Source organism: Tianweitania sediminis (assembly GCF_017813335.1).
GTDB classification, from domain to species: domain Bacteria; phylum Pseudomonadota; class Alphaproteobacteria; order Rhizobiales; family Rhizobiaceae; genus Tianweitania; species Tianweitania sediminis.
In genome coordinates, this window is record NZ_JAGIYY010000004.1 from 175,530 (window position 1) to 197,025 (window position 21,496).

The following is a 21,496-nucleotide window of genomic DNA, read 5'->3' on the forward strand; positions in this document are numbered from 1 at the left end:
AGCCGCAGTCTTCCCATTTTTAAGCAAGCCAATGCAACGGCTTAAACAGAAGCCGGTGTTGGAACGTTCAGCCTGTCCACGATGTACGTGGCGATGGAGGCAATGTCGTCGAGGTCGAACACCGGCAGCGCCGTTTCAGCAATCGGGTGATCCGATGCAAAGGCGACGATGTTGGGATCGGCCGCGGCGAGCGGTTCACGCGTGGCACTGGCAATCCGCCGCGCTTCAAGCTTGAGATGCCCTTCGCGCTTGTAGCCTTCCACCAGCACCAGATCACATGGCGAAAGACGCTGGAGGACTTCGGCCAGCGTCAACTCCGTTTCGCCGCGGCTTTCATGCATCAAGGCCCATCGCTGGTTCGAAACGATCGCGACTTCGCTTGCCCCGGCAGCACGATGGCGAAACGAGTCGGTGCCCGGAACGTCGATGTCGAAATCATGGTGCGCATGCTTGACGGTGGAAACGCGGTAGCCGCGCCGGACCAGTTCGGTGACGAGACGCTCGGTCAACGTGGTTTTGCCCGAGTTTTTCCAGCCGGTGATGCCGAAAACGCGTTGGGTCACGGGAGCAAGGCCCGTTGTTGCGCTTCCTCGAGATCCGAGGGTGTGTTGACGTTGAAGAAGGGATCGCCGCCAGCCGTCGAAAAGGCGACCAGGCGATGCGGCTGGCTTTGGACAAACGACAGGACGCGACGTGTTGTTTGGTCCGCCAGGAAACGCGCCAGCGGTTCGTGCAGTTCTACTGGCCAGCTTGCCGCCGTTGGATGGGTGCGCCCGTCCGATGTCGCGACCGCGATCTCGCTCGGTGCCGCTTCTTCAGCCAAACGCCCGGCAAGATCGGCCGGAAGAAAGGGCGTGTCTCCGGCCACCGTGATCACCCGAGCAGCGCCTTGTTCCGTTCCCCAGCGCAACGCAGCCAAAATGCCGGCCAAAGGGCCATCGAAATGGCCGAACGTGTCCGGGATCACCGGCAGGCCATATGAGGCGAAGCGGGAGGGATCGCCATTAAGGTTGATGGCCAGCGCTTCCACCTGTGGGGCAAACCGCTGAACGACGTGATCGAGAATGGTCGCCGAGCCGAGCGGAAGCAGCGGCTTGTCGCCGCCACCCATGCGGCTGGAACGGCCGCCCGCGAGGATTACGCCGACCACCTGTGTCATAGCCCATCCGCAGCCATGTTGGGCCCCGTCGTCGAGGTCACCGGTTTCGTGCGGCTGACCTTGCGCTCGCGCAGCAGCGTGTAAATGCCGGAAAGCACAATGATGGTCGCGCCAATGATCATCGGCATGTCCGGAACGTCGCCAAAGATCAGCAGCCCGAGCGCAACCGACCAGATCAGAGCGGCATAACGGAACGGAGCAATGACGCTGAGTTCACCGGTGCGCATAGCCATGATCACGAATGTATAGCCAATCAGCACGAGGGCGGCACTCAGGGCCAGCAAGGCGATCATCTCGGTGCGCATCGGAGTCCAGCCGCCCATGGGGGCGATCAGCAAGCCTCCCGACACCATAACAGACGCCGCCGTCAGCAGCGAAATCAGCAAGGATGGTACGGTAGGAGGGATTTGCCGCGTAGCGAGATCACGAACGGCGCAGAACAGGACAGAAAGAAGGGCAAAGAGCGCGAAGGAATTAAACCCCTCAAAGCCCGGGCGAACGATAATCAGGACGCCCACAAAGCCAGTCAGAATGGCAAGAATCCGGCGCCATCCGACCCGTTCCCCGAGGAACAGGGCTGCGGCCAGGGTAATCAGCAGGGGCAGCGCCTGCATGATGGCCGTGGTGTTGGCCAGGGGAAGTTGCGCCAGGGCAATCAGGAAGAAGATGGTCGCAGCGTTCTCGCCCAGGATGCGAAACAGCACAGCCGGCTGCCAGAACGCTCTAACCGGCACCAGCGCTTTTTGGTGCCAAACGATCGCGCCCATCAGGAGAACGGCAAAGATGCCGCGGACAAACATGATCTGGCCCGCGTTCATGTCCGCCGATGCGACCTTGGTCAAAGCGTCGTTGATGGTGAAGCCGGCTGTGGCGACAACCATGAACAGGCTGCCGCGCGTATTCTGGGAAAGAGGCAAGAAGACAGGGCTCCAGACTTTCGCACCGGTCTACCAGCCTCGGGGCGGAACACAACCGCCAACGTTTGGACCACAAGATCCGCGCCCGGTCAGCCGCCGGTGACGCTCATATGACGCGCCACCGCAGGGCGGCTCGTTGTCCGGTCGATGATGAAGTCGTGCCCCTTCGGCTTGCGCGAGATCGCCTCGTCGATCGCGGCAGACAACAGCTCGTTGCCTTCGGACCGGCGCATGGGCGCCCGAAGATCCGCCGCATCCTCCTGCCCAAGACACATGTAAAGCGTGCCCGTGCAGGTGAGGCGAACGCGATTGCAGCTTTCGCAGAAGTTGTGCGTCATCGGCGTGATGAAGCCGAGCCGGCCACCAGTCTCCTGCACCGAAACGTAGCGCGCCGGACCGCCTGTCTTGTAGGGCGTGTCGACGAGGGTGAACTCCTGCTCGAGACTGGCGCGCAACTGGCTCAGCGGCAGGTACTGATCCGTCCGGTCAGCATCGATCTCGCCCATCGGCATGGTCTCGATCACCGTCAGTTCGATGCCGCGGCCATGCGCCCACCGCATGATCGCGGGGATCTCGGCGTCGTTGAAGCCCTTCAGGGCGACCGCGTTCAGCTTGATGCGCAGACCGGCCGCTTGCGCCGCGTCGATGCCTTCCAGAACCCGCGCAAGATCGCCCCAGCGCGTGATGGCACGGAATTTCTGGGGGTCGAGGGTATCAAGCGACACATTGATCCGTCGCACGCCCAGTTCGGCAAGCTCGGCAGCGTGTTTTGCAAGCTGCGAGCCGTTGGTGGTGAGCGTCAGCTCGTCCAGCGCCCCGGACGCGAGATGGCGCGATATCTGGCGAACAAGCGACATGATGTTCTTGCGCACGAGCGGCTCGCCGCCGGTGAGGCGCAGTTTGCGCACGCCCTTTTCCACGAACACCGAGGTGATGCGGTCGAGCTCTTCCAGCGTCAGCAGGTCGCGCTTCGGCAGAAACGTCATGTCTTCCGCCATGCAATAAGTGCAGCGGAAGTCGCAGCGGTCCGTCACAGAAACCCGCAGATAGGAGATCTTGCGGCCGAAAGGATCGATCATCCAGCACCATGTCTCAAGCAAAGCGCCCGCCGGCGCCGTTTGCCTTATATAGGCGGACCGGGTGGGGAATGCGAGCCGTGCTTTCCCTCATCGCAGGTCCGTGGCACAAGCGGATGTGATGATCACACCCACCGAACTCAGAGTTTCAAAAAATCGGAAGCTGCTCACCGTCAGCTTCCCCGACCACCGTCCGATGGAACTGACGGCGGAACTGCTGCGCGTCACGTCGCCATCGGCCGAAGTTCAAGGTCATTCGCCTGAACAGCGCGTTACGGTTCCAGGCAAACGCGACGTGACGATCGCCCGCATGGAGCCGGTAGGGAACTACGCTGTCCGAATCGTTTTCGATGACGGGCATGACAGCGGTATCTTCACCTGGTCCTACCTGCATTCCCTTGGTCATGAGAAGAACGCGCGCTGGGACGCGTATCTCGGAGAACTGGCCGCCAAGGGATTGTCGCGCGACCGTTGAACGGCGTGCCGTTTTCCAAGAAACTTTCTGCCCCGAGGCGCCGTAGCTCCTCGTCTCCTTCGCGGGAGGGCATGGCGACGCGAACAGGCTGTGCCCAGGAAAGCGACGGCGCGAACGATTGAGCTGAGCCTGTTTGCGCCGAAGCGGGGGGCCGTTCAGTTTTTGAACGGCCCTTCTCGCGCATATGGCTTGTGGCCCCGGTGCACCACTCAGCGCTTATCGTTTACGCCGGCTTAACGCGTTTCGCGACAATCAATAGTGTCAGATCTCATCGTGCCAGCTTCCGGCGAATCGAGCGGCTCGGAATGATAGGATCAAAGCGGAGCGGGGACCACGATGCGCCAATTCACAGTGCTCAAACACAGCCTAGCCATGGCGATCGTGGCGACAACGTCGCTTTCCACCGTTTCGGAGGCGTCGGCGCAGAACTTTTTTGGTCGGCTGTTCAACAGCAACCGCAATGTTCAGCAGGACGGGCCACATGCGCCCGTTCGCCGCGTGCAACCCGCGCCTCAGGTCAAGGCGCCCGCCGCGACCGCCCCATCCGCACCGGTGGCGGCCGCGCCCGCGGCGCGTCCCAAGCCCGCGCCCATCAAGAAGGTTTCGGCCCCCAGCTATTACACCTATCGGACGCCGGCCCTTGTGCCGATCAATTTCGCCCGTCTGCTGCCAACCGGTTCGGCCGAGATCACGGGCTCCATCGAGCCTGCCGCAGCCGAAAGCGCCTTTGATCGCGCGCTGGATGGTCTGCGCGACTACCAGCTCACGGCTGAAAAGGAGATCGCGGCAGCCATTGAGAAGCATTACGCCGCCCACCCCGACTTCATCTGGGTGCAAGACGGTTCGACCCACGCAAGGGCTGAAGCAGCACTGGCTGTGCTGGATGATGCAGCAAGCTATGGCCTTGAGCCTGGCGACTACCAGGTGACCCGACTGAGCGCGGCTGCCGAAGGTGAGGTGAGCGCAACGACCGAGGCAGGCTTGATCCGCTTCGAGATGGCGCTTTCCGCGCGCGTGCTGCGCTATATTCGCGATGCCCATGCCGGCCGCATCAACCCGAACCTCATTTCCGGCTACCATGACTTTCCGGACAAGCCGATCGACTATGCGGCGGCGCTGGACAGCCTGACGAGTGGCATCGACGTCAAGAGCTACCTCGAAACGCAGCACCCTCAGAACGCCGAATATCGGGCGCTGCGTTCCGAACTGAAAACGCTGCGTGCCGAACTTCCGGAAACGGCCATCCGCGTCGATCCGAAGCTTCTCCTCAAGCCGGGCCAGTCCAGCTCGGAACTTCCGAAGATGCTGAGCCTGATCGTGCAAAAAAGCGATGCCGCCTACAAAGCTGCGCATGGGGCGGCGATCGAAGCCAATGCCGGCGGGGAAATCTACACTCCGGAACTGGTGACGGCGGTCAAGGCGGCGCAGGAAGCGCATGGCCTCAAGGCCGACGGAGTGATCGGTCCGCGCACGGTGGCGGTGATTGCCGGCATGTCCAAGGCCGACAAGATCAACAAGGTCGAAGTTGCGCTGGAACAGTTGCGCTGGCATCCGTCGCAGCTTGGCGACACCTTGGTGCTTTTGAATGCAGCGTCGTTCCAGGCTATCTACCGGGAAAACGGCGTCGACAAGCTCACCATGCGAACGGTTGTTGGTAGTCCGGCCACGCAAACGAGCTTCTTCTACGACGAGATCGAGCGGGTGGAATATAACCCGTATTGGGGCGTGCCGCGCTCCATCATCGTCAACGAGATGCTGCCGCGCCTCCTCAATGATCCCGGCTATCTCGACCGCGCAGGCTACGAAGTCACGGATGCGAAGGGTCAGCGCATCCCCTCATCGGCGATCAACTGGGCCGCGCATGGCAGCAACATCCCCTATAATGTTCGCCAAACGCCAAGCGAGGCCAACGCGCTCGGTGAGCTGAAGATCATGTTCCCGAACAAGCACGCCATCTACATGCACGACACGCCGCAAAAGTCGTTCTTCAGCCGCGACGCGCGTGCACTCAGCCATGGTTGCGTGCGGTTGTCGGATCCCCGGGGCATGGCTGCCGCCGTGCTTGGGAGCGACCTGGCGCATGTTGAAGCCAAGCTTGCCAAGGGTCACTCGTCGGAAAAGATCACCCGCAAGATCCCGGTTTATGTGGCCTACTTCACCGCATGGCCGAACCAGGCCGGCCAGGTCAGCTATGTTCCCGACGTTTATGACCGCGATGAAAAGGTGCTGACCGCACTTCGCAAGACCAGCGACTCACGCGCTCCAGCTATGTAGGCGGAGCCCAGTTCCAGAGCGCATCCGAGGGCGCACTGCGGCTTTGTCAGGAGCCGCGCGCTTGGTGCGGAACCAAGATGCCGCCCTTCTGTTCCTGGTTTTCGAAAACAGGAACAGGCATGCCAAGTATCAGTGTCGAGCTTGACCGAGTGGAAGCGTCGAGCGTTGAGGAGCGGCTCCGCCGCTTTATCCAAAACCCGGAGTTTCCTTGTGTTGGCGCGAAATCTGCCGTGCAGAAGGGCCGATTGACCGTTTACCCCGCACGCGACATCACAAGCGCCTGGAATGATGTCGAGATCCAGGATCATCTCATGCATTTTGCGTGGGCCTATGGGCAGGAGCCCACCCTCTTCACGAGCTTTGCCGTGGTTTTCGAGCGTCCCGACGACCTGAGCGAGGAAGCCTTCGAGGTCGCGCTTTGGGAGCGCGTCCAGTCACTGGCCGACAAGGATGCGTGGCGTGGCCAGCAGCACGATCCCCGAGTGAGCGCAGATCCAGGCGATCCGCATTTCTCCCTGAGCTTCGGCGGCGAAGCCTTTTTCGTGGTGGGCCTGCATCCCAAAGCCAGCCGCCCGGCGCGCCGCTTTGAACATCCGACCATGGTATTCAACCTCCACGACCAGTTCGAGATGCTGCGCGAACAGAACCGCTACGAAAAGCTCCGCGCGTCGATCCTGGAGCGCGACGAGAAGCTCGCGGGCGACATCAACCCGATGCTGGCCCGGCACGGGACCATCTCGGAAGCGCGGCAATATAGCGGCCGTGCGGTTGGCGAAGACTGGCGCTGCCCCTTCGATCGCAAGTCCGAACCGGACCTGCCGCGGGCGCTGGATGAGCTTCTTCAAAAGCGGCAAGACTGATGCACCACGATCACGAGCACCCGCATGCCGACATCATCCCGCCTCGCAGCGGCACCGCCTTTGAGCTGCGAGCCGGCGACACGATGACCGTGATTGATGCGGAAGGCGGTCAGGTAGCGGACCTTCTCGCCGTCAGCAAGGCGGATATCCGTGAGATGCTGTCGTCGGGGCGGACGCTGGATTATGCCGAGCGCATCTATCTGACCACAGGCGACAAGCTTTACTCCAACCGCTCCAATGTCATGCTCGAGATCCTCGAGGACGATGTCGGCCGCCACGACTTTCTGCTCACGCCCTGCAGCGAAGCGACGTTCCGCCTTTGCTACGACAACGAACCGCCGCACCAGGGCTGCCACGGCAATCTTGCTGCAGCGCTGAAGCCCTATGGCGTCGCGGAAGACGCGATTCCGGTGGCGTTCAACTGCTTCATGAACGTGCCCGTGGACGGCGAAACCGGCAAGTTCAGGGTGCTGCCGCCGCTGAGCAAGTCCGGCGATCGCATCGTGTTCCGCGCTGCCATGGACCTCATCATCGGGTTGACCGCCTGTTCTGCGCCGGCCAGCAACGGCGGAACGTTCAAGTCGATCCAATACAAGGTCAACTGACGCGTTCTCTGTGAAGGCATGCTGTTACCTCAGGATGCCGAGGCTTTCGAACACATCCCAGCCATCGAGGTCCCCGGCGCCGTCGGGCGTGCCACCGGCCTCGGCCTGCTTGCGCCGCGCCGCGCGCGCCATGGCAGCCTTGCCCGCGGCCATCCGGCGATTCTCGGCAGCTGCCATGGCGTCCTGTTCACGCCAAAGGTCTGGGAGCCCGCCGTCGAGCACGTCCTCGATGTGGCGGGGATCGAAAACATGAAACGTGATCTGTCTGGCGCGGCCGCGCAGCTTCACCGTCCTTGTGCCCGCGCTTTTGAGCCGCCCGTCCTTGAGCCATCGATGACGTTCGGCTGACGAGATCGACAGGATGTCCTCGACCTCGCGGGGGATAACCGGGAGTGTTCCGGCGCCCACCAGGACTTCGTCGACAGAGCGCCTCACGTCCTCGTAGCCATCCGTCGAATCCTCCGGCACCCGAAGAACGAGGAATGTGCCGTCTGCGTGAAGAAGTTTTCTGCTGGCAAAGGACAGGTGAGCCTGAACTTCCTGCAGAATTCCCTTGATGCGTACCGAAGAGCCCAAGGTCGCTGCCGGGTTCAGCGGCCATTGGCAAAGCACCCTGGTCGGTTCGGAAGGCTTGCGTGGAGCGGGCATCCTGCGAACATGGTGCTTCCCACCCATGGATCAACCATTGGCTCAAGCCGTACTGGTATGCGTCAAAAAGATTGGTTTCGGGAAGAAAATGGTGGGCGATGCAGGGATTGAACCTGCGACCCCACCCGTGTGAAGGGTGTGCTCTCCCGCTGAGCTAATCGCCCGTTAGGGCATATCGCCCGAACGTTTCGCGGGTTTATGACCGCAGCCGGAGCAAGTCAAGATGCCGGCTGAGGCGAGTTCCGCTCACGCGTTGCCGGCAGCAATCAGCCGCTGCGCCATCTCGACGGTCAATTCGTCAAAGCGGGAGATCACCACGCTGGGCTCGAAGCTCGCCACCGGCTGATCGGTATAGCCGAAATCAACTGCCACCACGGGAATGCCGGCCGCCTTTGCCGTTTCGATGTCGGTCTTCGAATCGCCCACCATGATTGCTTGGTGGCGGTCTCCCCCGGCCCTTTCGATGGTTGAAAGCAGATGGCGCGGATCGGGCTTGCGCCAGGCAAAGGTATCGGCGCCGCAGTTGGCGGCGAAATGGGCCTGGATGTTCAAACCTTCGATCAGCGAATGGCTCAGCTTCTCGAACTTGTTTGTGCAGATCGCGAGCTTCCAGCCCGCATCGGCGAAGCGCGTCATGGCGTCCAGCACGCCAGGGAAGGGCTTTGACCGGCCGGGAATGTTGTCCGTGTAATGCTGCAGGAACGTCGTGATCAGCTGATCGTGGTGGTCGGCTTCAAGTACGCGATTGGCTTGCCGGAAGGCGCGCTCGATCATCGCGCGGCCACCCATGCCGAGATAGTTGTGAAAAAGCACGGGGTCGATCGGCGGCAGCCCTGTGTCGCGGAGTGCATGGGCCAGAGCGTCGAGAAGATCCGGCGCGGTGTCCACCAGCGTGCCGTCGAGATCGAAAACGATGATGGGCTGCGTCATGGCGGAGGCGTTACGCTGCCGCGCTTTCCCGAGCAAGTCCGACTTTGCGGGTGCGTGCAAAGATGATAGGAGCGCCGCCACGACCAACCAGAACCTGCTTGATGGACGCGACAACTCGCAAGATCGAAGCCGCTCGGGCCGCCCTGGCCTATGTTGAAGACGGAATGCGCCTGGGGATCGGCACCGGTTCCACCGCCGAAGAATTCGTCCGGTTGCTGGCCGAGAAAGTTGCGGATGGCCTCAGCGTGACGGGCGTGCCGACGTCTGAGCGCACCGCGCGCCTTTGCCTCGACCTCGGCGTGAAGATCTCTTCTCTGGATGAGCTGCCTGAACTTGATCTTGCCATCGACGGGGCCGACGAAATTGATCCGGCGCTGAACCTGATCAAGGGCGGGGGCGGGGCGCTCCTGCGCGAAAAGATTGTTGCCACGGCTTCGAAGAAGCTGATCGTAATCGCCGACGAGAGCAAGAAGGTCGAGTGTCTCGGCGCCTTTCCCTTGCCGATCGAGGTTAACCGGTTCGGCCTGGCATCCACTCGGCTCGCCATCGAAGCCGCCGCGGCGCGGCTTGGCCTCACCGGTTCGATTGACTTGCGATCGTCGCGTGACGAGCCTTTCGTCACAGATGGAGGGCATATGATCCTCGACGCATCTTTTGGCCGCATTCCAGATTCAAGAGCCCTGTCGACCGCTCTTTTCGCCATACCCGGCGTCGTGGAGCATGGCTTGTTCCTGGGCTTGACCACCATCGCCATTGTGGCGGGCGAGGGTGGCATCGAAACGTTGCGGCCGGCTGGCTGATTAGGAGTTCAAAACGAAGATGATCACGATAAATCATGCGCGCCGGATCATGGCTGGCGTTTTCGGCGCGGCCCTTCTTGCTGCCGCACTTCCCGCAAGCGCCCAAGAAATTTCGCCGTCGCACTTGGCTGCGGCGCGCTCAGCACTTGCAGCTGTGGAAATCACGGATCAGTTCGACGCAATTCTTCCTGCTGCCGCGCAAGCGTTGAAGGCGGAAATGATCCAGAAGGATCCCAACCTGGAACACCTCATCGTGCAAACGGTGGATGAAAAGACGCTGGAACTCGCGAAACGCCGCGCGGATCTCGAAACTGAAGCTGCGAATGTTTACGCACGCACGTTCAGTGAGGAGGAGCTGAACCAGATTGCATCCTTCTACAAGTCGCCCGCTGGCGTGAAGCTCCTGCAGCAGGGCGGCAACGTTACCAGGGAAGTGATGCAGTCCGCGGAAATCTGGCAGCGGGGGATTGCGCGCGATCTCGCGCAGGACGTTGCGGAAAGCTTTGAAGCGGCCGCACCGCGTCCCGCGGCAGCGGATGCGGCGACAGCAGCACCCGCGTCGGGCGAAGCTCCGGCTCAGCCCGCGCAATAACGCTTGTTCTGCACGATCAAGAAAAGCCCGGCCTCGCCGGGCTTTTCTTTTTGGCCAAGGCCCCATACGTGCTTGGCAACGATTTTCGCGCAGCGGGAAGGCCACCATGAGCTTTGATTTCGACCTGTTTGTTATCGGCGGCGGATCAGGGGGCGTGCGCGCCGGGCGTGTTTCGGCACAGCTGGGCAAAAAAGTGGCGGTGGCGGAAGAATACCGCTTTGGCGGCACCTGCGTGATCCGCGGCTGTGTGCCCAAGAAGCTGTTCGTGTATGCGTCGCAGTTTTCCGAAAAGTTCGTGGACGCCAAGGCCTATGGTTGGGACATCGGCGAAACCCGCTTCGACTGGCCGACCCTGATCGCAAACAAGGATCGCGAGATTGCGCGGCTTGAGCATGTGTATCGCGGTGGGCTCGACAAAACCGGCGTCACGATCTTCGACGAACGCGCGACGCTGAAAGATCGAAACACGGTTCAGCTCGCCTCGGGCAAGACGGTGACGGCCGAGCACATCTTGATTGCAACGGGCGCCCGGGCGAACCCGCATGACGCGCTGCCCGGCTCCGAACTTGCGATCTATTCCGACGACATCTTCGACCTGAAGGAGCTGCCGCGCTCGATCGTAATCGTCGGCGGCGGCTATATCGCGGTCGAGTTCGCCAACATTTTTCATGGCCTCGGCGTCGACACCACGATTGTTTACCGCGGCCAGAAGATCCTCGGCGGCTTCGACCAGGACCTGCGTGATCACCTGCAGGAAGAGATGCAAAGCAAAGGCATTCGCATCCTTTGCCATACGATCTTCAAGCAGATCACGAAGCGCGGCGACGGTCGCCTCGATGCCGAACTGTCGGACGGCAACATCATCTGCGCCGACCAGGTTCTGATGGCGATCGGGCGGCTGCCCAACAGCGGCGGGCTTGGCCTTGAAGCGCTCGGGCTGGAGCTCGGCATCAAGGGTGCCATCCCCGTTGACGCGTATTCCCGCACGGCCATCGACAACATCTGGGCGATCGGCGATGTGACGAACCGCGTCCAGCTGACCCCGGTGGCGATCCACGAAGCCATGTGCCTTGTGGAAACGCTGTGGAAAAACAACCCAACTTCGCCCGATCATGACGTGATCCCCACCGCGGTGTTCTCGCAGCCGGAAATCGGCACCGTCGGGATGACGGAAGAAGATGCGTGCAAGGCTTACCCGGAGATCGAAGTGTACCGCGCGACGTTCCGCCCCATGAAAACGGCCTTCGCGGGGCGCGACGAACGGATGCTAATGAAGCTGATCGTGGATGCCGACAGCAAGGTGGTGCTTGGCGCGCATATCCTTGGGCCTGACGCCGGCGAGATGGCGCAGCTCCTCGGCATTCCCTTGAAGGCCAAGCTGACGAAGGAATGGTTCGACCGCACGATGGCGGTTCACCCGACTGCCGCCGAGGAACTCGTGACCATGTATTCGCCCAGCTACCGCGTCAGAAACGGCGAACGGATCGCCGCCTGATCCTTGGTCGACCTGCCGTTAGTGCTCCAAGTCACACTGGCAAGGGGCAGAGCCTTGCTGTATAGAGCCGCCACTTCCCAAAAACGGAGAAGATGCGCGCCAGAGCGCCGCAAGACGAGAACATAGGTGCAGTCATGACGAAGTGGTCGCCAAATTCGTGGAGAGCAAAGCCGATCCAGCAGGTCCCGTCCTATCCGGACATGGCCGCTCTGGAAGACGTAGAGGCTCGTCTCGCGACATTTCCGCCGCTCGTTTTTGCAGGTGAAGCGCGCAAGCTGAAGAAGCAGCTGGCGTCGGTCGCCAACGGCGAGGCCTTCCTCCTTCAAGGTGGCGACTGCGCGGAAAGCTTTGCCGAGCATGGCGCGGACAACATCCGCGACTTCTTCCGCGTGTTCCTGCAGATGTCCGTGGTGCTGACCTTCGCCGGCTCACAGCCGGTGGTGAAGGTTGGCCGTATCGCCGGCCAGTTCGCAAAGCCGCGTTCGTCCGACGTCGAGGCAAAGGGCGACGTAACCTTGCCGTCCTACCGCGGCGACATCATCAACGGCATCGAGTTCGACGAAAAGTCGCGCATTCCCGATCCGGCCCGCCAGGAAATGGCCTACCGCCAATCCGCGGCAACGTTGAACCTGCTGCGCGCCTTTGCGCAGGGCGGCTATGCGAGCCTCGAGAACGTGCACAAGTGGATGCTGGGCTTCGTCGCCGACAGCCCGCAGGCTGCGAAATACGAGGCCCTGGCCAACCGCATCACCGAAACCATGGATTTCATGCGGGCGGTTGGGATCACGTCTGAAACGAACTTCGCGCTCCGCGAAACCGACTTCTACACGAGCCACGAGGCGCTGCTGCTTGGCTATGAGCAGGCATTGACCCGCGTCGATTCGACCAGCGGCGACTGGTACGCGACGTCGGGCCACATGATCTGGATCGGCGACCGGACACGTCAGCCGGATCATGCCCACATCGAATATTGCCGCGGCATCAAGAACCCGCTCGGTCTGAAGTGCGGTCCATCCCTGACGCCCGACGGCCTGCTGCAGTTGATCGACCAGCTGAACCCGGAGAACGAGGCGGGTCGCCTGACGCTGATCGCCCGCTTTGGTGCGGACAAGGTGGGTGACCACCTGCCGAAGCTTGTTCGGGCGGTGGAAAAGGAAGGCCGCAAGGTCGTCTGGTCCTGCGATCCCATGCACGGCAACACGATCACGGCTGCCGGCTACAAGACGCGTCCCTTCGATCGGATCCTCAAGGAAGTCCAGAGCTTCTTCGAGGTTCATCGTGCGGAAGGCACGCATCCGGGCGGCATCCACGTCGAGATGACCGGCAACAACGTCACCGAATGCACGGGCGGTGCCCGCGCCATTCGCGACGAGGAACTGCAGGATCGCTACCACACCCATTGCGACCCGCGGCTCAATGCCGACCAGGCGGTGGAACTGGCTTTCCTTGTCAGTGATCTCTTGAAAAAGACGCAGGCTCCGGCCGCTAAAAAGGCCGCCAACGGCTAGTCAAATAGGGGACCTGGCATGATAACCAACGTGCCGGCCCCCGATCTTCCCGCCGCGATCGATACGACCTGCTGCATTGCGGGGGGCGGACCTGCCGGCCTGATGCTCGGCCTCCTTCTGGCGCGCGCCGGCGTGCCCGTGGTGGTGCTGGAAAAGCACCGAGATTTCCTGCGCGATTTCCGCGGCGATACGCTGCATCCTTCCACCCTGGAGGTGATGGAGGAACTCGGGCTCGGCGAAGCGCTCCTGTCCTTGCCGCACCAGAAGCTGGAGCGGGTGGGCGCCCAGTTCGGTGATCGGCATGTGCCGGTGGCCGACTTTCGGCAGCTGCCGGTCCGTCACCCCTTCATTGCGCTGATGCCGCAATGGGACTTCCTGTCCTTCCTGGCAGCGGAAGCATCACGCCACCCGCATTTTCAGCTGAACATGGACTGCGAAGCCGTCGATCTTCTGCGCCAAAATGATCGCATCCTCGGCGTGCGCGCGCAAACCGCAACCGGCGCCGTGGAGATCAAAGCCGATCTCGTGGTGGCGGCCGACGGGCGTTCGTCGAAGTTGCGAGAAAAGGCGGGGCTGGATTCCACACCGCTTGGCGCGCCCATCGACGTTTTCTGGTTCCGCGTTGGCCGCGCTCCGACCGAAAGCGCTGATACGGCCGGGCAGTTCGCTTCCGGCCAGGTGCTGGTGCGGATCAACCGCGGCGACTACTGGCAATGTGGCTATGTCATCAAAAAGGGTGCGGCCGACAGGATCCGCAAAGCGGGAATCGAGCAGTTCCGCGATCGGCTGCAGCCGCTTTTTCCCGCCGGCACTGATCTGCAGGAAGACATCCGCAGCTGGGACGACATCAAGCTTTTGACTGTGGCGGTCGACCGGCTTGAGCGCTGGTACCGACCGGGGTTCCTCGCAATCGGCGATGCCGCGCATGCCATGTCGCCGATCGGTGGCGTCGGCATCAATCTCGCCATCCAGGATGCAATTGCCGCGGCAAACATCCTGGTCGAGCCGCTCCTCAACAAGCGTCTGACCGTCGAGGATCTCCGATCCGTGCAGCGAAGACGATCGCTGCCTACCCGCGTCACGCAACGTGCCCAGATCCTGATCCAGAACAGGGTGCTCGGCCCTGTTCTATCCGCCACGCGCGCCCTGCAACCGCCTTGGCCCTTACGGCTTTTCAGCCTTGTCCCCTTGCTCCAGCGTATGCCAGCGCGCTTGATAGGCATGGGCGCAAGGCCGGAACATGTCGGCGCGCGTTGGCGGGTTTTGGCTGAGCGGCAGGGAGGGGAACCAAATGAGTGAGAACAATGGCGCATGCTTGTGCGGCGGCGTGCGAATCCGCACACACGGCGAGCTTCGCGGGGTGGTGTTTTGCCACTGTTCGCAGTGCCGCCGGCAAACCGGGCTCTACTACGCCGCGACGGATGTTGCGGATGAGCAGCTAGAGGTACAGGGCAGCGACAACATCACGTGGTTCGAGGCCAGCGCAGAAGCGCGGCGCGGCTTCTGCAAGATCTGCGGTTCCGCACTGTTCTGGAAGCGCGCTGGTTCGGCGAAGACCTCGATCATGGCCGGGCTGTTTGACCAGCCTTCCGGTCTCCAGCCTGCGCACCATATCTTTGTTGCCGACAAGGGCGACTTTTATAAGATCGAGGATGACCTGCCGCGCTTTCCCGGCTCAAACGCCTAGGTTCGCGCGCGATCTGCTGTTTCGCTCCCGGATGCGGCGTATCGCCCAAAACGCGAAAACCCATACGGCGATGCCGATGGCGACGGCGATAATCAGGCGCTGGTGACTGTGAATAGCCTGGCCGAGAAGTGTTTCGAGGCCAAGCCCGAAGAAGTAGCCGATGCCCACGAACAACGTCGCCCAAACGATCGAAGACAGCGCGTTGTAAAGCAGAAACAATCCCCAATCGATCCGCGCCAGGCCGCAGGCAATGCCACCGAGTAGCCGGACGCCGTAAGCATAGCGGTTGAAGAAAACAAAAACGCGCGGCCTGGCTTCCGCAAGCTGAAGCGCCTGCTTGAAGCCTGGTTTTGAGCGAAGCTTCCAGATCCAGCGATGATCCGCGAAGCGACGTCCGATGATGAAGCAGGCGGTGTCGCCGAAGAACGTGCCAGCCAGCGCTGCCATTGCCGTTGTCCAAATCGGCAGGAGACCTTGATGGGCAAACAAGCCGCCCAGGATTGCGACGCTTTCGCCTTCCAGCGTGCTTCCGGCAAAAACCGCTAGAACGCCATACTCCCGCACGAGTGCATCAACGACATCAATCATGGAGTATGGGAGCTTTCCGGAACGCGCTGAAGCGCAACTGACGAGGGAGCAGTGAAGCATCGTTCCCTCTTTGACAACCAAGAATGTCCTTCATAACGGCAATTCAACGACAGAACCTGATCTGTCGCATCGATGCGCTTGCGCGGCTGGTTGTCTGAGGCTAGGCCGCTTGCATGACAACGACCGTCCGCTTCGCACCGTCCCCAACGGGGATGATCCACATCGGCAACGCCCGCACGGCGCTGTTCAACTGGCTGTTCGCGCTGAAGAGCGGCGGGCAGTTCATTCAGCGCTTCGATGACACCGATGTGGCGCGCTCCAAGCAGGAATATGCCGATGCGATCCTGGAGGACCTGCATTGGCTGGGCATTCGCCCGACGCTGGTGGACTATCAGTCACGCCGCTTCGCAATCTACGACGCGGCAGTCGGCCGCTTGAAGGATAGCGGGCTGCTTTACGCCTGTTATGAAACGCCGGAAGAGCTTGAACTGCGCCGGAAGATCCGCTTGTCGCGCAAGCTGCCGCCGGTTTACGGTCGTGAAGCCCTGAAGCTTTCGTCTGCCGACATTTCCGCGTTGGAGGCCGAGGGGCGGCGGCCGCATTGGCGCTTCCTGCTGCCGAACTACGAAACCGATCCGTTCGCCACGCAACGCACGGAAGTGCGCTGGGAGGATGTGGTGCGTGGGCCGCAAACCGTGGACCTCGCGTCCATGTCGGATCCCGTCCTAGTGCGCGAAGATGGAAGCTATCTTTATACGCTTCCGTCGGTGGTGGATGATATTGATCTCGGCATCACCCACGTCATCCGCGGTGACGACCACGTCACGAACACCGGCGCGCAGATCGCGCTCTTCAAAGCGCTGGGAGCGACGCCGCCGGCGTTCGGCCACCATAACCTGCTGACCACGAGCACCGGTGAGGGATTGTCAAAGCGCACCGGCGCCTTGTCGATCGCGGGCTTGCGGGAAGCGGGCATCGAGCCAATGGCGGTGGCTTCGCTGGCCGTTCTGATCGGCACCTCCGAAAGCGTCGAGCCGGTGCCAACCATGGAAGCGCTTGCCGACAAGTTCGACCCGGCTGCCACGTCGAAATCGGCAGCCAAGTTCGATCCGGCCGAAGTGGGTGTCCTGAACCGCGCCTTGATTCACCAGATGCCCTTCGATTCAGTGGAGGTGCGGCTGCGCGACCTCGGCATCGTTGGGGGGGATGCGCCGGCCTTCTGGGCGGTTGTGCGCGGCAATCTGGAAAGGGTGGCGGACGCGGGCCTCTGGTGGCGCATTCTCCGCGACGGTCCCGATGATGCGGATGCGCTTTCCGAGGAAGACCGGGCCTTTGTGGCCGAGGCTTTCGACCTCCTGCCGGCGGAGCCCTGGGATGGCTCGACCTGGAAGCAGTGGACCCAGGCGGTGAAGGATGCGACTGGCCGCAAGGGCAAGATGCTTTTCATGCCCCTGCGCGTTGCCCTTACGGGTCGGTTTTCCGGCCCGGAGCTCGCAGATCTATTGCCTCTTCTCGGTCGGGCAAGAACGTTGGCCCGACGACCCTGACGTTCCGTTCGGCGTCCGACATCGTTCGCGGCTTGGGTGGTTCCGGCGGCGGCGGCAGAGCCTGCGGCGCAGTCTCCTCCTTCGGTGGAGGGGCGATCACAGTGGGTTCGGCTTTCGGAGCGGGCACGGCGGCCGTCTGGTTGCCGCGCGGCAGGCTGTCGTCAGGCAGGACCTGGAAGGATGGGCTCGTTGTTTGAGTCTCAGGCTGGATCGCAGATGGGGCCGGATGCGGGGGAGCGACGGCCGTTATCGCCCCCGATCCAGTCGCAGGGGCGCAGCCGCAGGAGCCCGGCGCGGACGAATTCTCGTTGCGGTAAAGATTGGCGGTCGGAAGGGCGCTGTATGGCTGGTCTCCGTCCGCTGACACCATCGCCGACGCTTCTTGGTCCGGCACCGAATGGTAATAAAGCCGCATCTCCGTGGAGGGGCAGGAAGCTTGGCAGCTCCTGGCATCGCGTCCGAACTCTTCCTTCGTGACACCATAGGACAGGGGGAAGAAGTAGCCGTCACAGGTGCGCACGCACATCGTGCGCAGCTTTTGGGAGGATGGTGCGGCCGGGGCTGGCTGCGGCACGGCAGCTTCCTGGGGAAGCGCTGCTTGCTCGCGACAACCCGCTTCGTCGATCTCGCGCTGGATACGCCGCCGATCAGCCCGTGCATTGCCGCCGCCGTCCAGTTGCGCCCGCTCGCGGCTCAGCTGGTTGAGGTTTTCGTGCATGCGGTCGAGTGAGTCCTCGATGGACAGGCACAGATCGTCAGCCCCGTCGCGAGGACGGTAGCCGCATCCCATCTGCTGCCAGTCCGCTTCGGCAATGGCGATCTGCCGTTCCTGCGAGTCGAGAGCGCGGTCATAGCGACGGATCTGGTTTGTTGCCCCGGCGCCGCGGTTGGCGGCAACCAGATCGGCTTCGAGTTGACGGCACAGCTGAGAGGAGGCGGCTTGGGCGGCAGACGGGCTTGAGGCCAGCGCCGCCAGCACCAGCGCTGCCGCACCTGCTCCCCGCCATGACCAGCTCCGATGCATCATCCTGCGCACCTTACTCCCGAACCGCGCCGATCATGAAGCTCGATTGCGGCGAGCCTGTGCTTGCAGCGACGCCGACGCTCGTCAAAAAGCTTGCGGACGATGCATCCGCTGCGATGCTTCCACCACGGACAACGCCGTCATGTTGACGATGCCGCGCGAGGTTACGGAGGGCGTCAGGATGTGCGCGGGCTTGGCGATTCCAAGCAGAATCGGCCCGACATGCAGGGCATCCGTCATCATCTTGATCGTGTTCAGCGCGATGTTGGCCGAGTCGAGGTTCGGAAACACCAGTAGGTTGGCCTCACCCTTCAGCGTGGAGTGTGGGTAGGAGCGCTGCCGAAGCTGTTCCGACAACGCCGAGTCGCCGTGCATCTCGCCATCGCATTCGAGGTCGGGAGCGAGGCTGTGCAACAAGGCCGCGGCTTCCCGCATCTTGAGCGAGCTGGTGGTGTCTCGCGAACCAAATTCGGAATGCGAAAGCAGCGCTGCCTTGGGCTGGATCCCGAAGCGGCGGATCTCCTCCGCAGCCAGGATCGTCATCTGGGCGATCTCAGCGGCCGTGGGTTCTTCCGTGACATAGGTGTCGGTGAAGAAGGTCACGCCACGCTGCGAGATGAGCATGGACAGCGCGGAAAGGTCCCGGTCGGTGTTGTTTTCGTTGGGACCGATGATGATGCGCACATTGCGCAGGTGGCGCTCAAAGCGGCTTGTCAGGCCGCAGATCATGGCATCTGCATCGCCGCGTACCAACGCAATCGCCGAGATGGCCGTGGTGTCGGTGCGCACGAGGGTCCTGGCGCCTTCATGCGTCACACCACGCCGGCCGGCGCGCGCAAGAAGCGTGTCCACGTAGTCCCGGTAGCGCGGATCGTCTTCCGGGTTGATGACCTCGAAGTCGACGCCTGGCCGGATCTTGAGACCATAACGGGCGAGGCGCGTTTCGATGACGGCTGGGCGGCCCACCAGGATTGGTTCGGCGAGTGCTTCTTCAAGCACCACCTGGGCAGCCCGCAAAACCCGCTCATCCTCGCCGTCGGCAAAGATCACGCGTTTGGAAGCGGCCGACTGAGCCGCCGAAAAGATCGGCTTCATCACAAGGCCGGAGCGAAACACGAAGCGGTTCAGCCGGTCGACATAAGCGGTCATGTCGGTGATGGGGCGTCGGGCGACACCGCTTGCTGCCGCAGCCTGCGCAACCGCGGGCGCAATCCGCAGGATGAGGCGCGGATCGAACGGCGAGGGGATCAGGAAGTCAGGCCCAAACATCGGCGTGTCGTCGGAATAAGCACGTGCCGCGACATCCGATGGTTCTTCGCGCGCAAGAGTCGCGATGGCGCGAACCGCAGCCATCTTCATCTCCTCGTTGATGGCGGTGGCTCCGACATCCAGCGCACCACGGAAGATGTAGGGGAAGCAGAGGACGTTGTTGACCTGGTTCGGAAAATCGGAGCGGCCGGTGCAGATCATGGCGTCGGGCCGCGCCGCGCGCGCCAACTCCGGCATGATTTCCGGCGTGGGGTTTGCTAGCGCCATCACCAGAGGCTGGTGCGCCATCTCCTTCAGGAGTTCGGGCTTCAAAACGCCGGCTGCGGAAAGGCCGAGAAACACGTCGGCTCCCGGGATCACCTCCGCCAGGGTGCGGAACGGCGTGTCCTTCAGATAAGGCGTTTTCCACCGGTCCATCTCTTCCACGCGCCCGACATAGGCAACGCCATGGCGATCGGTGATCCAGATGTTTTCCGTTTGCGCACCCAGCGCAACGAGAAGGTTGAGGCAGGCGAGCGCCGCGGCGCCGGCGCCGGAGGTGACGATCTTGACCTCCCCAATCGTTTTGCCGGCGAGATCAAGCGCGTTGAGCACAGCTGCCGCCACAATGATGGCCGTGCCGTGCTGGTCGTCATGGAACACGGGAATGGCCATGCGAGCCTTCAACTGCTCCTCGACCTCGAAGCATTCCGGCGCCTTGATGTCTTCGAGGTTGATGCCGCCAAAGGTCGGCTCGAGCGCGGCCACGGTCTGCACCATCTGGTCGATCTCGGGCGCGTTGAGCTCGATGTCGAAAACGTCGATCCCCGCGAACTTCTTGAACAGAACCGCCTTGCCTTCCATGACCGGCTTGGAGGCGAGGGGCCCGATATTGCCGAGGCCGAGCACGGCCGTGCCGTTCGACACAACCGCCACGAGGTTGGCGCGCGTCGTGTAGTCGTCTGCCGCATCCGGATTGTCGCGGATGGCGAGACATGGGGCGGCGACGCCTGGCGAATAAGCGAGCGCAAGGTCGCGCTGATTGCCAAGCGGCTTCGTGGCCTGGATCTCCAGCTTGCCCGGCGTCGGGTAGCGGTGGAAGAACAGAGCATTCTGTTCGAGATCCCCGGAAGACGGCTTGTGGTCTTGTGTTTCGGTCATGGCGCCTTCTTTTTGCGTTCTGCTGTCCGCTGCTTCTATGCCATAGCGGCGCTCCGGCGCAGCCGTGTGACTGCCCAGCCGCCAGCGACGCCTTCCTGGTCCAGTGGTCTCAGGTCGCGCGGAAATAGCTCAGCCACAGGCGCAGTGTGTGCGCCTTGAGGCGGTACAGCAAGGTTGGCCAGCGCTGGCTCCAGTGGAACTTTTCGGGCTTGGTGATGGTGCTGGGCACCCCACGCTGGCGTGCCAGAGCCGGCACAATGGAGCGAACACGCACGCCCGTGATCCAGGGCGATTCCACGTAGTGGTCAACCGGCACGTGAAGCGGAAAGGCGCTGGCCATCAGGTCGCGCGCCGCGTCGCGGTCGATCAGGTAGGCTGCATTGCACGCCTGATGAGTGAGCGGACGCACGAGCGCATGTGTCGCATCGACGTTGCGCATGAAGCGCGTCAAGCCTTTGCGCTGCCACGACAGTTTCATCAGCATCCCGGGTCGGTAGGCCTGCAGCGCGTGCTGCAGCGTTTCGGTCCAGCCCGGCTCAAACACCGCGTCGTCTTCCACAACAAGAAGGAAGCGTTCCGGGCGTTCTGCCAGAAGTGTCCACGCTGCGACATGACTGAAATAGCAGCCCAGGTCGCCGGGTGTCGCTTCGCGGCCGTTTGCCTTCTCGAAATGCTCGTGATCCACGAGATCCGCCAAAGGCTGCGGCAAGCTGTTGCCCTCGAAAGCCGTCAATCGAACAAACGGCAACGCGGTTTCCTTCAGCTGGGCGCTGACTGCATCCCAACGCTCGGGCGAGCGGTCGAGGTTGATCACGCACACCAGCACCTCGCCGACGCCGTCACGGCGCGAGCGCGACCAGTCAATGGTCGCTTTCACTGGATGGTCCATGCGATGCAACACC

Annotated in this window: 21 protein-coding genes and 1 tRNA gene; 11 read left to right on the forward strand and 11 right to left on the reverse strand. The window is 62.4% G+C overall.

All coding sequences use genetic code 11. From position 1 onward, the window contains the following. Nucleotides 1-41 precede the first annotated feature (41 nt). The 4 genes from mobB to moaA form a co-directional block, all read right to left on the reverse strand. Complete coding sequence (gene mobB / locus J5Y06_RS13805) at nucleotides 42-563, reverse strand: molybdopterin-guanine dinucleotide biosynthesis protein B (protein WP_209335762.1); 522 nt, start codon at nucleotides 561-563, stop codon at nucleotides 42-44. Then, entirely contained in the window at nucleotides 560-1,159 is a 600-nt protein-coding gene (mobA, locus tag J5Y06_RS13810; protein WP_209335763.1) for a molybdenum cofactor guanylyltransferase MobA, read from the reverse strand. The genes mobB and mobA overlap by 4 nt, the downstream gene beginning before the upstream one ends. Then, nucleotides 1,156-2,076 carry a DMT family transporter gene (locus tag J5Y06_RS13815; RefSeq protein ID WP_209335764.1) on the reverse strand — a complete coding sequence of 307 codons (921 nt, stop codon included), beginning with the start codon at nucleotides 2,074-2,076 and terminating at the stop codon, nucleotides 1,156-1,158. The genes mobA and J5Y06_RS13815 overlap by 4 nt, the downstream gene beginning before the upstream one ends. A gap of 89 nt (nucleotides 2,077-2,165) precedes the next feature. Next, nucleotides 2,166-3,155, reverse strand: a complete 990-nt coding sequence (gene moaA, locus J5Y06_RS13820) for a GTP 3',8-cyclase MoaA (protein WP_209335765.1) — start codon at nucleotides 3,153-3,155, stop codon at nucleotides 2,166-2,168. Between the two features lie 118 nt (nucleotides 3,156-3,273). Here moaA and J5Y06_RS13825 point away from each other — a divergent pair, with 118 nt between their 5' ends. The 4 genes from J5Y06_RS13825 to J5Y06_RS13840 all read left to right on the forward strand — a co-directional run bounded on the left by J5Y06_RS13825 (nucleotide 3,274) and on the right by J5Y06_RS13840 (nucleotide 7,366). After that, entirely contained in the window at nucleotides 3,274-3,627 is a 354-nt protein-coding gene (locus J5Y06_RS13825) for a gamma-butyrobetaine hydroxylase family protein (RefSeq protein ID WP_209335766.1), read from the forward strand. 336 nt (nucleotides 3,628-3,963) lie between these two features. Continuing rightward, on the forward strand, nucleotides 3,964-5,901 hold the full coding sequence (locus J5Y06_RS13830; protein WP_209335767.1) for a L,D-transpeptidase family protein: 1,938 nt from the start codon (nucleotides 3,964-3,966) through the stop codon (nucleotides 5,899-5,901). 119 nt (nucleotides 5,902-6,020) lie between these two features. Beyond that, nucleotides 6,021-6,761: a guanitoxin biosynthesis heme-dependent pre-guanitoxin N-hydroxylase GntA gene (gene gntA, locus J5Y06_RS13835; protein WP_209335768.1), complete on the forward strand. Its 741-nt coding sequence runs from the start codon at nucleotides 6,021-6,023 to the stop codon at nucleotides 6,759-6,761. Beyond that, the gene (locus tag J5Y06_RS13840; protein WP_209335769.1) at nucleotides 6,761-7,366 is read left to right on the forward strand and encodes a DUF1989 domain-containing protein; all 606 of its coding nucleotides are present in this window, start codon (nucleotides 6,761-6,763) and stop codon (nucleotides 7,364-7,366) included. Before gntA ends, J5Y06_RS13840 begins: the two co-directional genes overlap by 1 nt. A gap of 24 nt (nucleotides 7,367-7,390) precedes the next feature. Here the strand turns inward: J5Y06_RS13840 and J5Y06_RS13845 are convergent, their stop codons facing one another. The 3 genes from J5Y06_RS13845 to J5Y06_RS13855 all read right to left on the reverse strand — a co-directional run bounded on the left by J5Y06_RS13845 (nucleotide 7,391) and on the right by J5Y06_RS13855 (nucleotide 8,944). Then, nucleotides 7,391-8,041, reverse strand: a complete 651-nt coding sequence (locus J5Y06_RS13845) for a hypothetical protein (RefSeq protein WP_245247848.1) — start codon at nucleotides 8,039-8,041, stop codon at nucleotides 7,391-7,393. A 62-nt stretch (nucleotides 8,042-8,103) separates the two neighbouring features. Then, nucleotides 8,104-8,178, reverse strand: a tRNA-Val gene (locus J5Y06_RS13850). Nucleotides 8,179-8,260: 82 nt separating this feature from the next. After that, a complete protein-coding gene (locus J5Y06_RS13855) occupies nucleotides 8,261-8,944 on the reverse strand; it encodes an HAD family hydrolase (RefSeq protein WP_209335770.1) in 684 nt (227 codons plus the stop codon). A gap of 101 nt (nucleotides 8,945-9,045) precedes the next feature. On the opposite strand from J5Y06_RS13855, the gene rpiA reads away from it, so the two are divergent. The 6 genes from rpiA to J5Y06_RS13885 all read left to right on the forward strand — a co-directional run bounded on the left by rpiA (nucleotide 9,046) and on the right by J5Y06_RS13885 (nucleotide 15,026). Next, a complete protein-coding gene (rpiA, locus tag J5Y06_RS13860) occupies nucleotides 9,046-9,744 on the forward strand; it encodes a ribose-5-phosphate isomerase RpiA (RefSeq protein ID WP_209335771.1) in 699 nt (232 codons plus the stop codon). 19 nt (nucleotides 9,745-9,763) lie between these two features. Then, nucleotides 9,764-10,336 carry a DUF2059 domain-containing protein gene (locus J5Y06_RS13865; RefSeq protein ID WP_209335772.1) on the forward strand — a complete coding sequence of 191 codons (573 nt, stop codon included), beginning with the start codon at nucleotides 9,764-9,766 and terminating at the stop codon, nucleotides 10,334-10,336. 106 nt (nucleotides 10,337-10,442) lie between these two features. Further along, nucleotides 10,443-11,831, forward strand: coding sequence for a glutathione-disulfide reductase (gor, locus tag J5Y06_RS13870; RefSeq protein ID WP_209335773.1), 1,389 nt, complete (start codon nucleotides 10,443-10,445; stop codon nucleotides 11,829-11,831). A 134-nt stretch (nucleotides 11,832-11,965) separates the two neighbouring features. Beyond that, a complete protein-coding gene (locus tag J5Y06_RS13875; protein WP_209335774.1) occupies nucleotides 11,966-13,339 on the forward strand; it encodes a class II 3-deoxy-7-phosphoheptulonate synthase in 1,374 nt (457 codons plus the stop codon). An 18-nt stretch (nucleotides 13,340-13,357) separates the two neighbouring features. Then, nucleotides 13,358-14,638 carry an FAD-dependent oxidoreductase gene (locus J5Y06_RS13880; RefSeq protein ID WP_209335775.1) on the forward strand — a complete coding sequence of 427 codons (1,281 nt, stop codon included), beginning with the start codon at nucleotides 13,358-13,360 and terminating at the stop codon, nucleotides 14,636-14,638. Continuing rightward, on the forward strand, nucleotides 14,631-15,026 hold the full coding sequence (locus J5Y06_RS13885) for a GFA family protein (RefSeq protein WP_209335776.1): 396 nt from the start codon (nucleotides 14,631-14,633) through the stop codon (nucleotides 15,024-15,026). The genes J5Y06_RS13880 and J5Y06_RS13885 overlap by 8 nt, the downstream gene beginning before the upstream one ends. Here J5Y06_RS13885 and J5Y06_RS13890 read toward each other — a convergent pair. Further along, nucleotides 15,015-15,614 carry a DedA family protein gene (locus J5Y06_RS13890; protein WP_209335777.1) on the reverse strand — a complete coding sequence of 200 codons (600 nt, stop codon included), beginning with the start codon at nucleotides 15,612-15,614 and terminating at the stop codon, nucleotides 15,015-15,017. The two genes, J5Y06_RS13885 and J5Y06_RS13890, sit on opposite strands and share 12 nt — an antisense overlap. A gap of 173 nt (nucleotides 15,615-15,787) precedes the next feature. On the opposite strand from J5Y06_RS13890, the gene gltX reads away from it, so the two are divergent. Further along, nucleotides 15,788-17,161, forward strand: a complete 1,374-nt coding sequence (gltX, locus tag J5Y06_RS13895; protein WP_209335778.1) for a glutamate--tRNA ligase — start codon at nucleotides 15,788-15,790, stop codon at nucleotides 17,159-17,161. On the opposite strand, the gene J5Y06_RS13900 is transcribed toward gltX, so the two are convergent. The 3 genes from J5Y06_RS13900 to J5Y06_RS13910 form a co-directional block, all read right to left on the reverse strand. Next, complete coding sequence (locus tag J5Y06_RS13900) at nucleotides 17,079-18,188, reverse strand: DUF2865 domain-containing protein (RefSeq protein ID WP_209335779.1); 1,110 nt, start codon at nucleotides 18,186-18,188, stop codon at nucleotides 17,079-17,081. The two genes, gltX and J5Y06_RS13900, sit on opposite strands and share 83 nt — an antisense overlap. An 81-nt stretch (nucleotides 18,189-18,269) precedes the next feature. Further along, nucleotides 18,270-20,594 (reverse strand): NADP-dependent malic enzyme, encoded by a 2,325-nt coding sequence (locus J5Y06_RS13905; protein ID WP_209335780.1) that lies wholly within the window; start codon nucleotides 20,592-20,594, stop codon nucleotides 18,270-18,272. 109 nt (nucleotides 20,595-20,703) lie between these two features. Beyond that, a complete protein-coding gene (locus J5Y06_RS13910; RefSeq protein WP_209335781.1) occupies nucleotides 20,704-21,471 on the reverse strand; it encodes a glycosyltransferase family 25 protein in 768 nt (255 codons plus the stop codon). Nucleotides 21,472-21,496 lie beyond the last annotated feature (25 nt).

Bases quoted from the DNA above. Each gene is read 5' to 3' on its own strand.
- mobA (WP_209335763.1), bottom strand. From the start codon at position 1,159: ATGACACAGGTGGTCGGCGTAATCCTCGCGGGCGGCCGTTCCAGCCGC.
- moaA (WP_209335765.1), bottom strand. From the start codon at position 3,155: ATGATCGATCCTTTCGGCCGCAAGATCTCCTATCTGCGGGTTTCTGTG.
- J5Y06_RS13825 (WP_209335766.1), top strand. From the start codon at position 3,274: ATGATCACACCCACCGAACTCAGAGTTTCAAAAAATCGGAAGCTGCTC.
- J5Y06_RS13830 (WP_209335767.1), top strand. From the start codon at position 3,964: ATGCGCCAATTCACAGTGCTCAAACACAGCCTAGCCATGGCGATCGTG.
- gntA (WP_209335768.1), top strand. From the start codon at position 6,021: ATGCCAAGTATCAGTGTCGAGCTTGACCGAGTGGAAGCGTCGAGCGTT.
- J5Y06_RS13840 (WP_209335769.1), top strand. From the start codon at position 6,761: ATGCACCACGATCACGAGCACCCGCATGCCGACATCATCCCGCCTCGC.
- J5Y06_RS13845 (WP_245247848.1), bottom strand. From the start codon at position 8,041: ATGGGTGGGAAGCACCATGTTCGCAGGATGCCCGCTCCACGCAAGCCT.
- J5Y06_RS13855 (WP_209335770.1), bottom strand. From the start codon at position 8,944: ATGACGCAGCCCATCATCGTTTTCGATCTCGACGGCACGCTGGTGGAC.
- rpiA (WP_209335771.1), top strand. From the start codon at position 9,046: ATGGACGCGACAACTCGCAAGATCGAAGCCGCTCGGGCCGCCCTGGCC.
- J5Y06_RS13865 (WP_209335772.1), top strand. From the start codon at position 9,764: ATGATCACGATAAATCATGCGCGCCGGATCATGGCTGGCGTTTTCGGC.
- gor (WP_209335773.1), top strand. From the start codon at position 10,443: ATGAGCTTTGATTTCGACCTGTTTGTTATCGGCGGCGGATCAGGGGGC.
- J5Y06_RS13875 (WP_209335774.1), top strand. From the start codon at position 11,966: ATGACGAAGTGGTCGCCAAATTCGTGGAGAGCAAAGCCGATCCAGCAG.
- J5Y06_RS13880 (WP_209335775.1), top strand. From the start codon at position 13,358: ATGATAACCAACGTGCCGGCCCCCGATCTTCCCGCCGCGATCGATACG.
- J5Y06_RS13885 (WP_209335776.1), top strand. From the start codon at position 14,631: ATGAGTGAGAACAATGGCGCATGCTTGTGCGGCGGCGTGCGAATCCGC.
- J5Y06_RS13890 (WP_209335777.1), bottom strand. From the start codon at position 15,614: ATGATTGATGTCGTTGATGCACTCGTGCGGGAGTATGGCGTTCTAGCG.
- gltX (WP_209335778.1), top strand. From the start codon at position 15,788: ATGACAACGACCGTCCGCTTCGCACCGTCCCCAACGGGGATGATCCAC.
- J5Y06_RS13900 (WP_209335779.1), bottom strand. From the start codon at position 18,188: ATGATGCATCGGAGCTGGTCATGGCGGGGAGCAGGTGCGGCAGCGCTG.
- J5Y06_RS13905 (WP_209335780.1), bottom strand. From the start codon at position 20,594: ATGACCGAAACACAAGACCACAAGCCGTCTTCCGGGGATCTCGAACAG.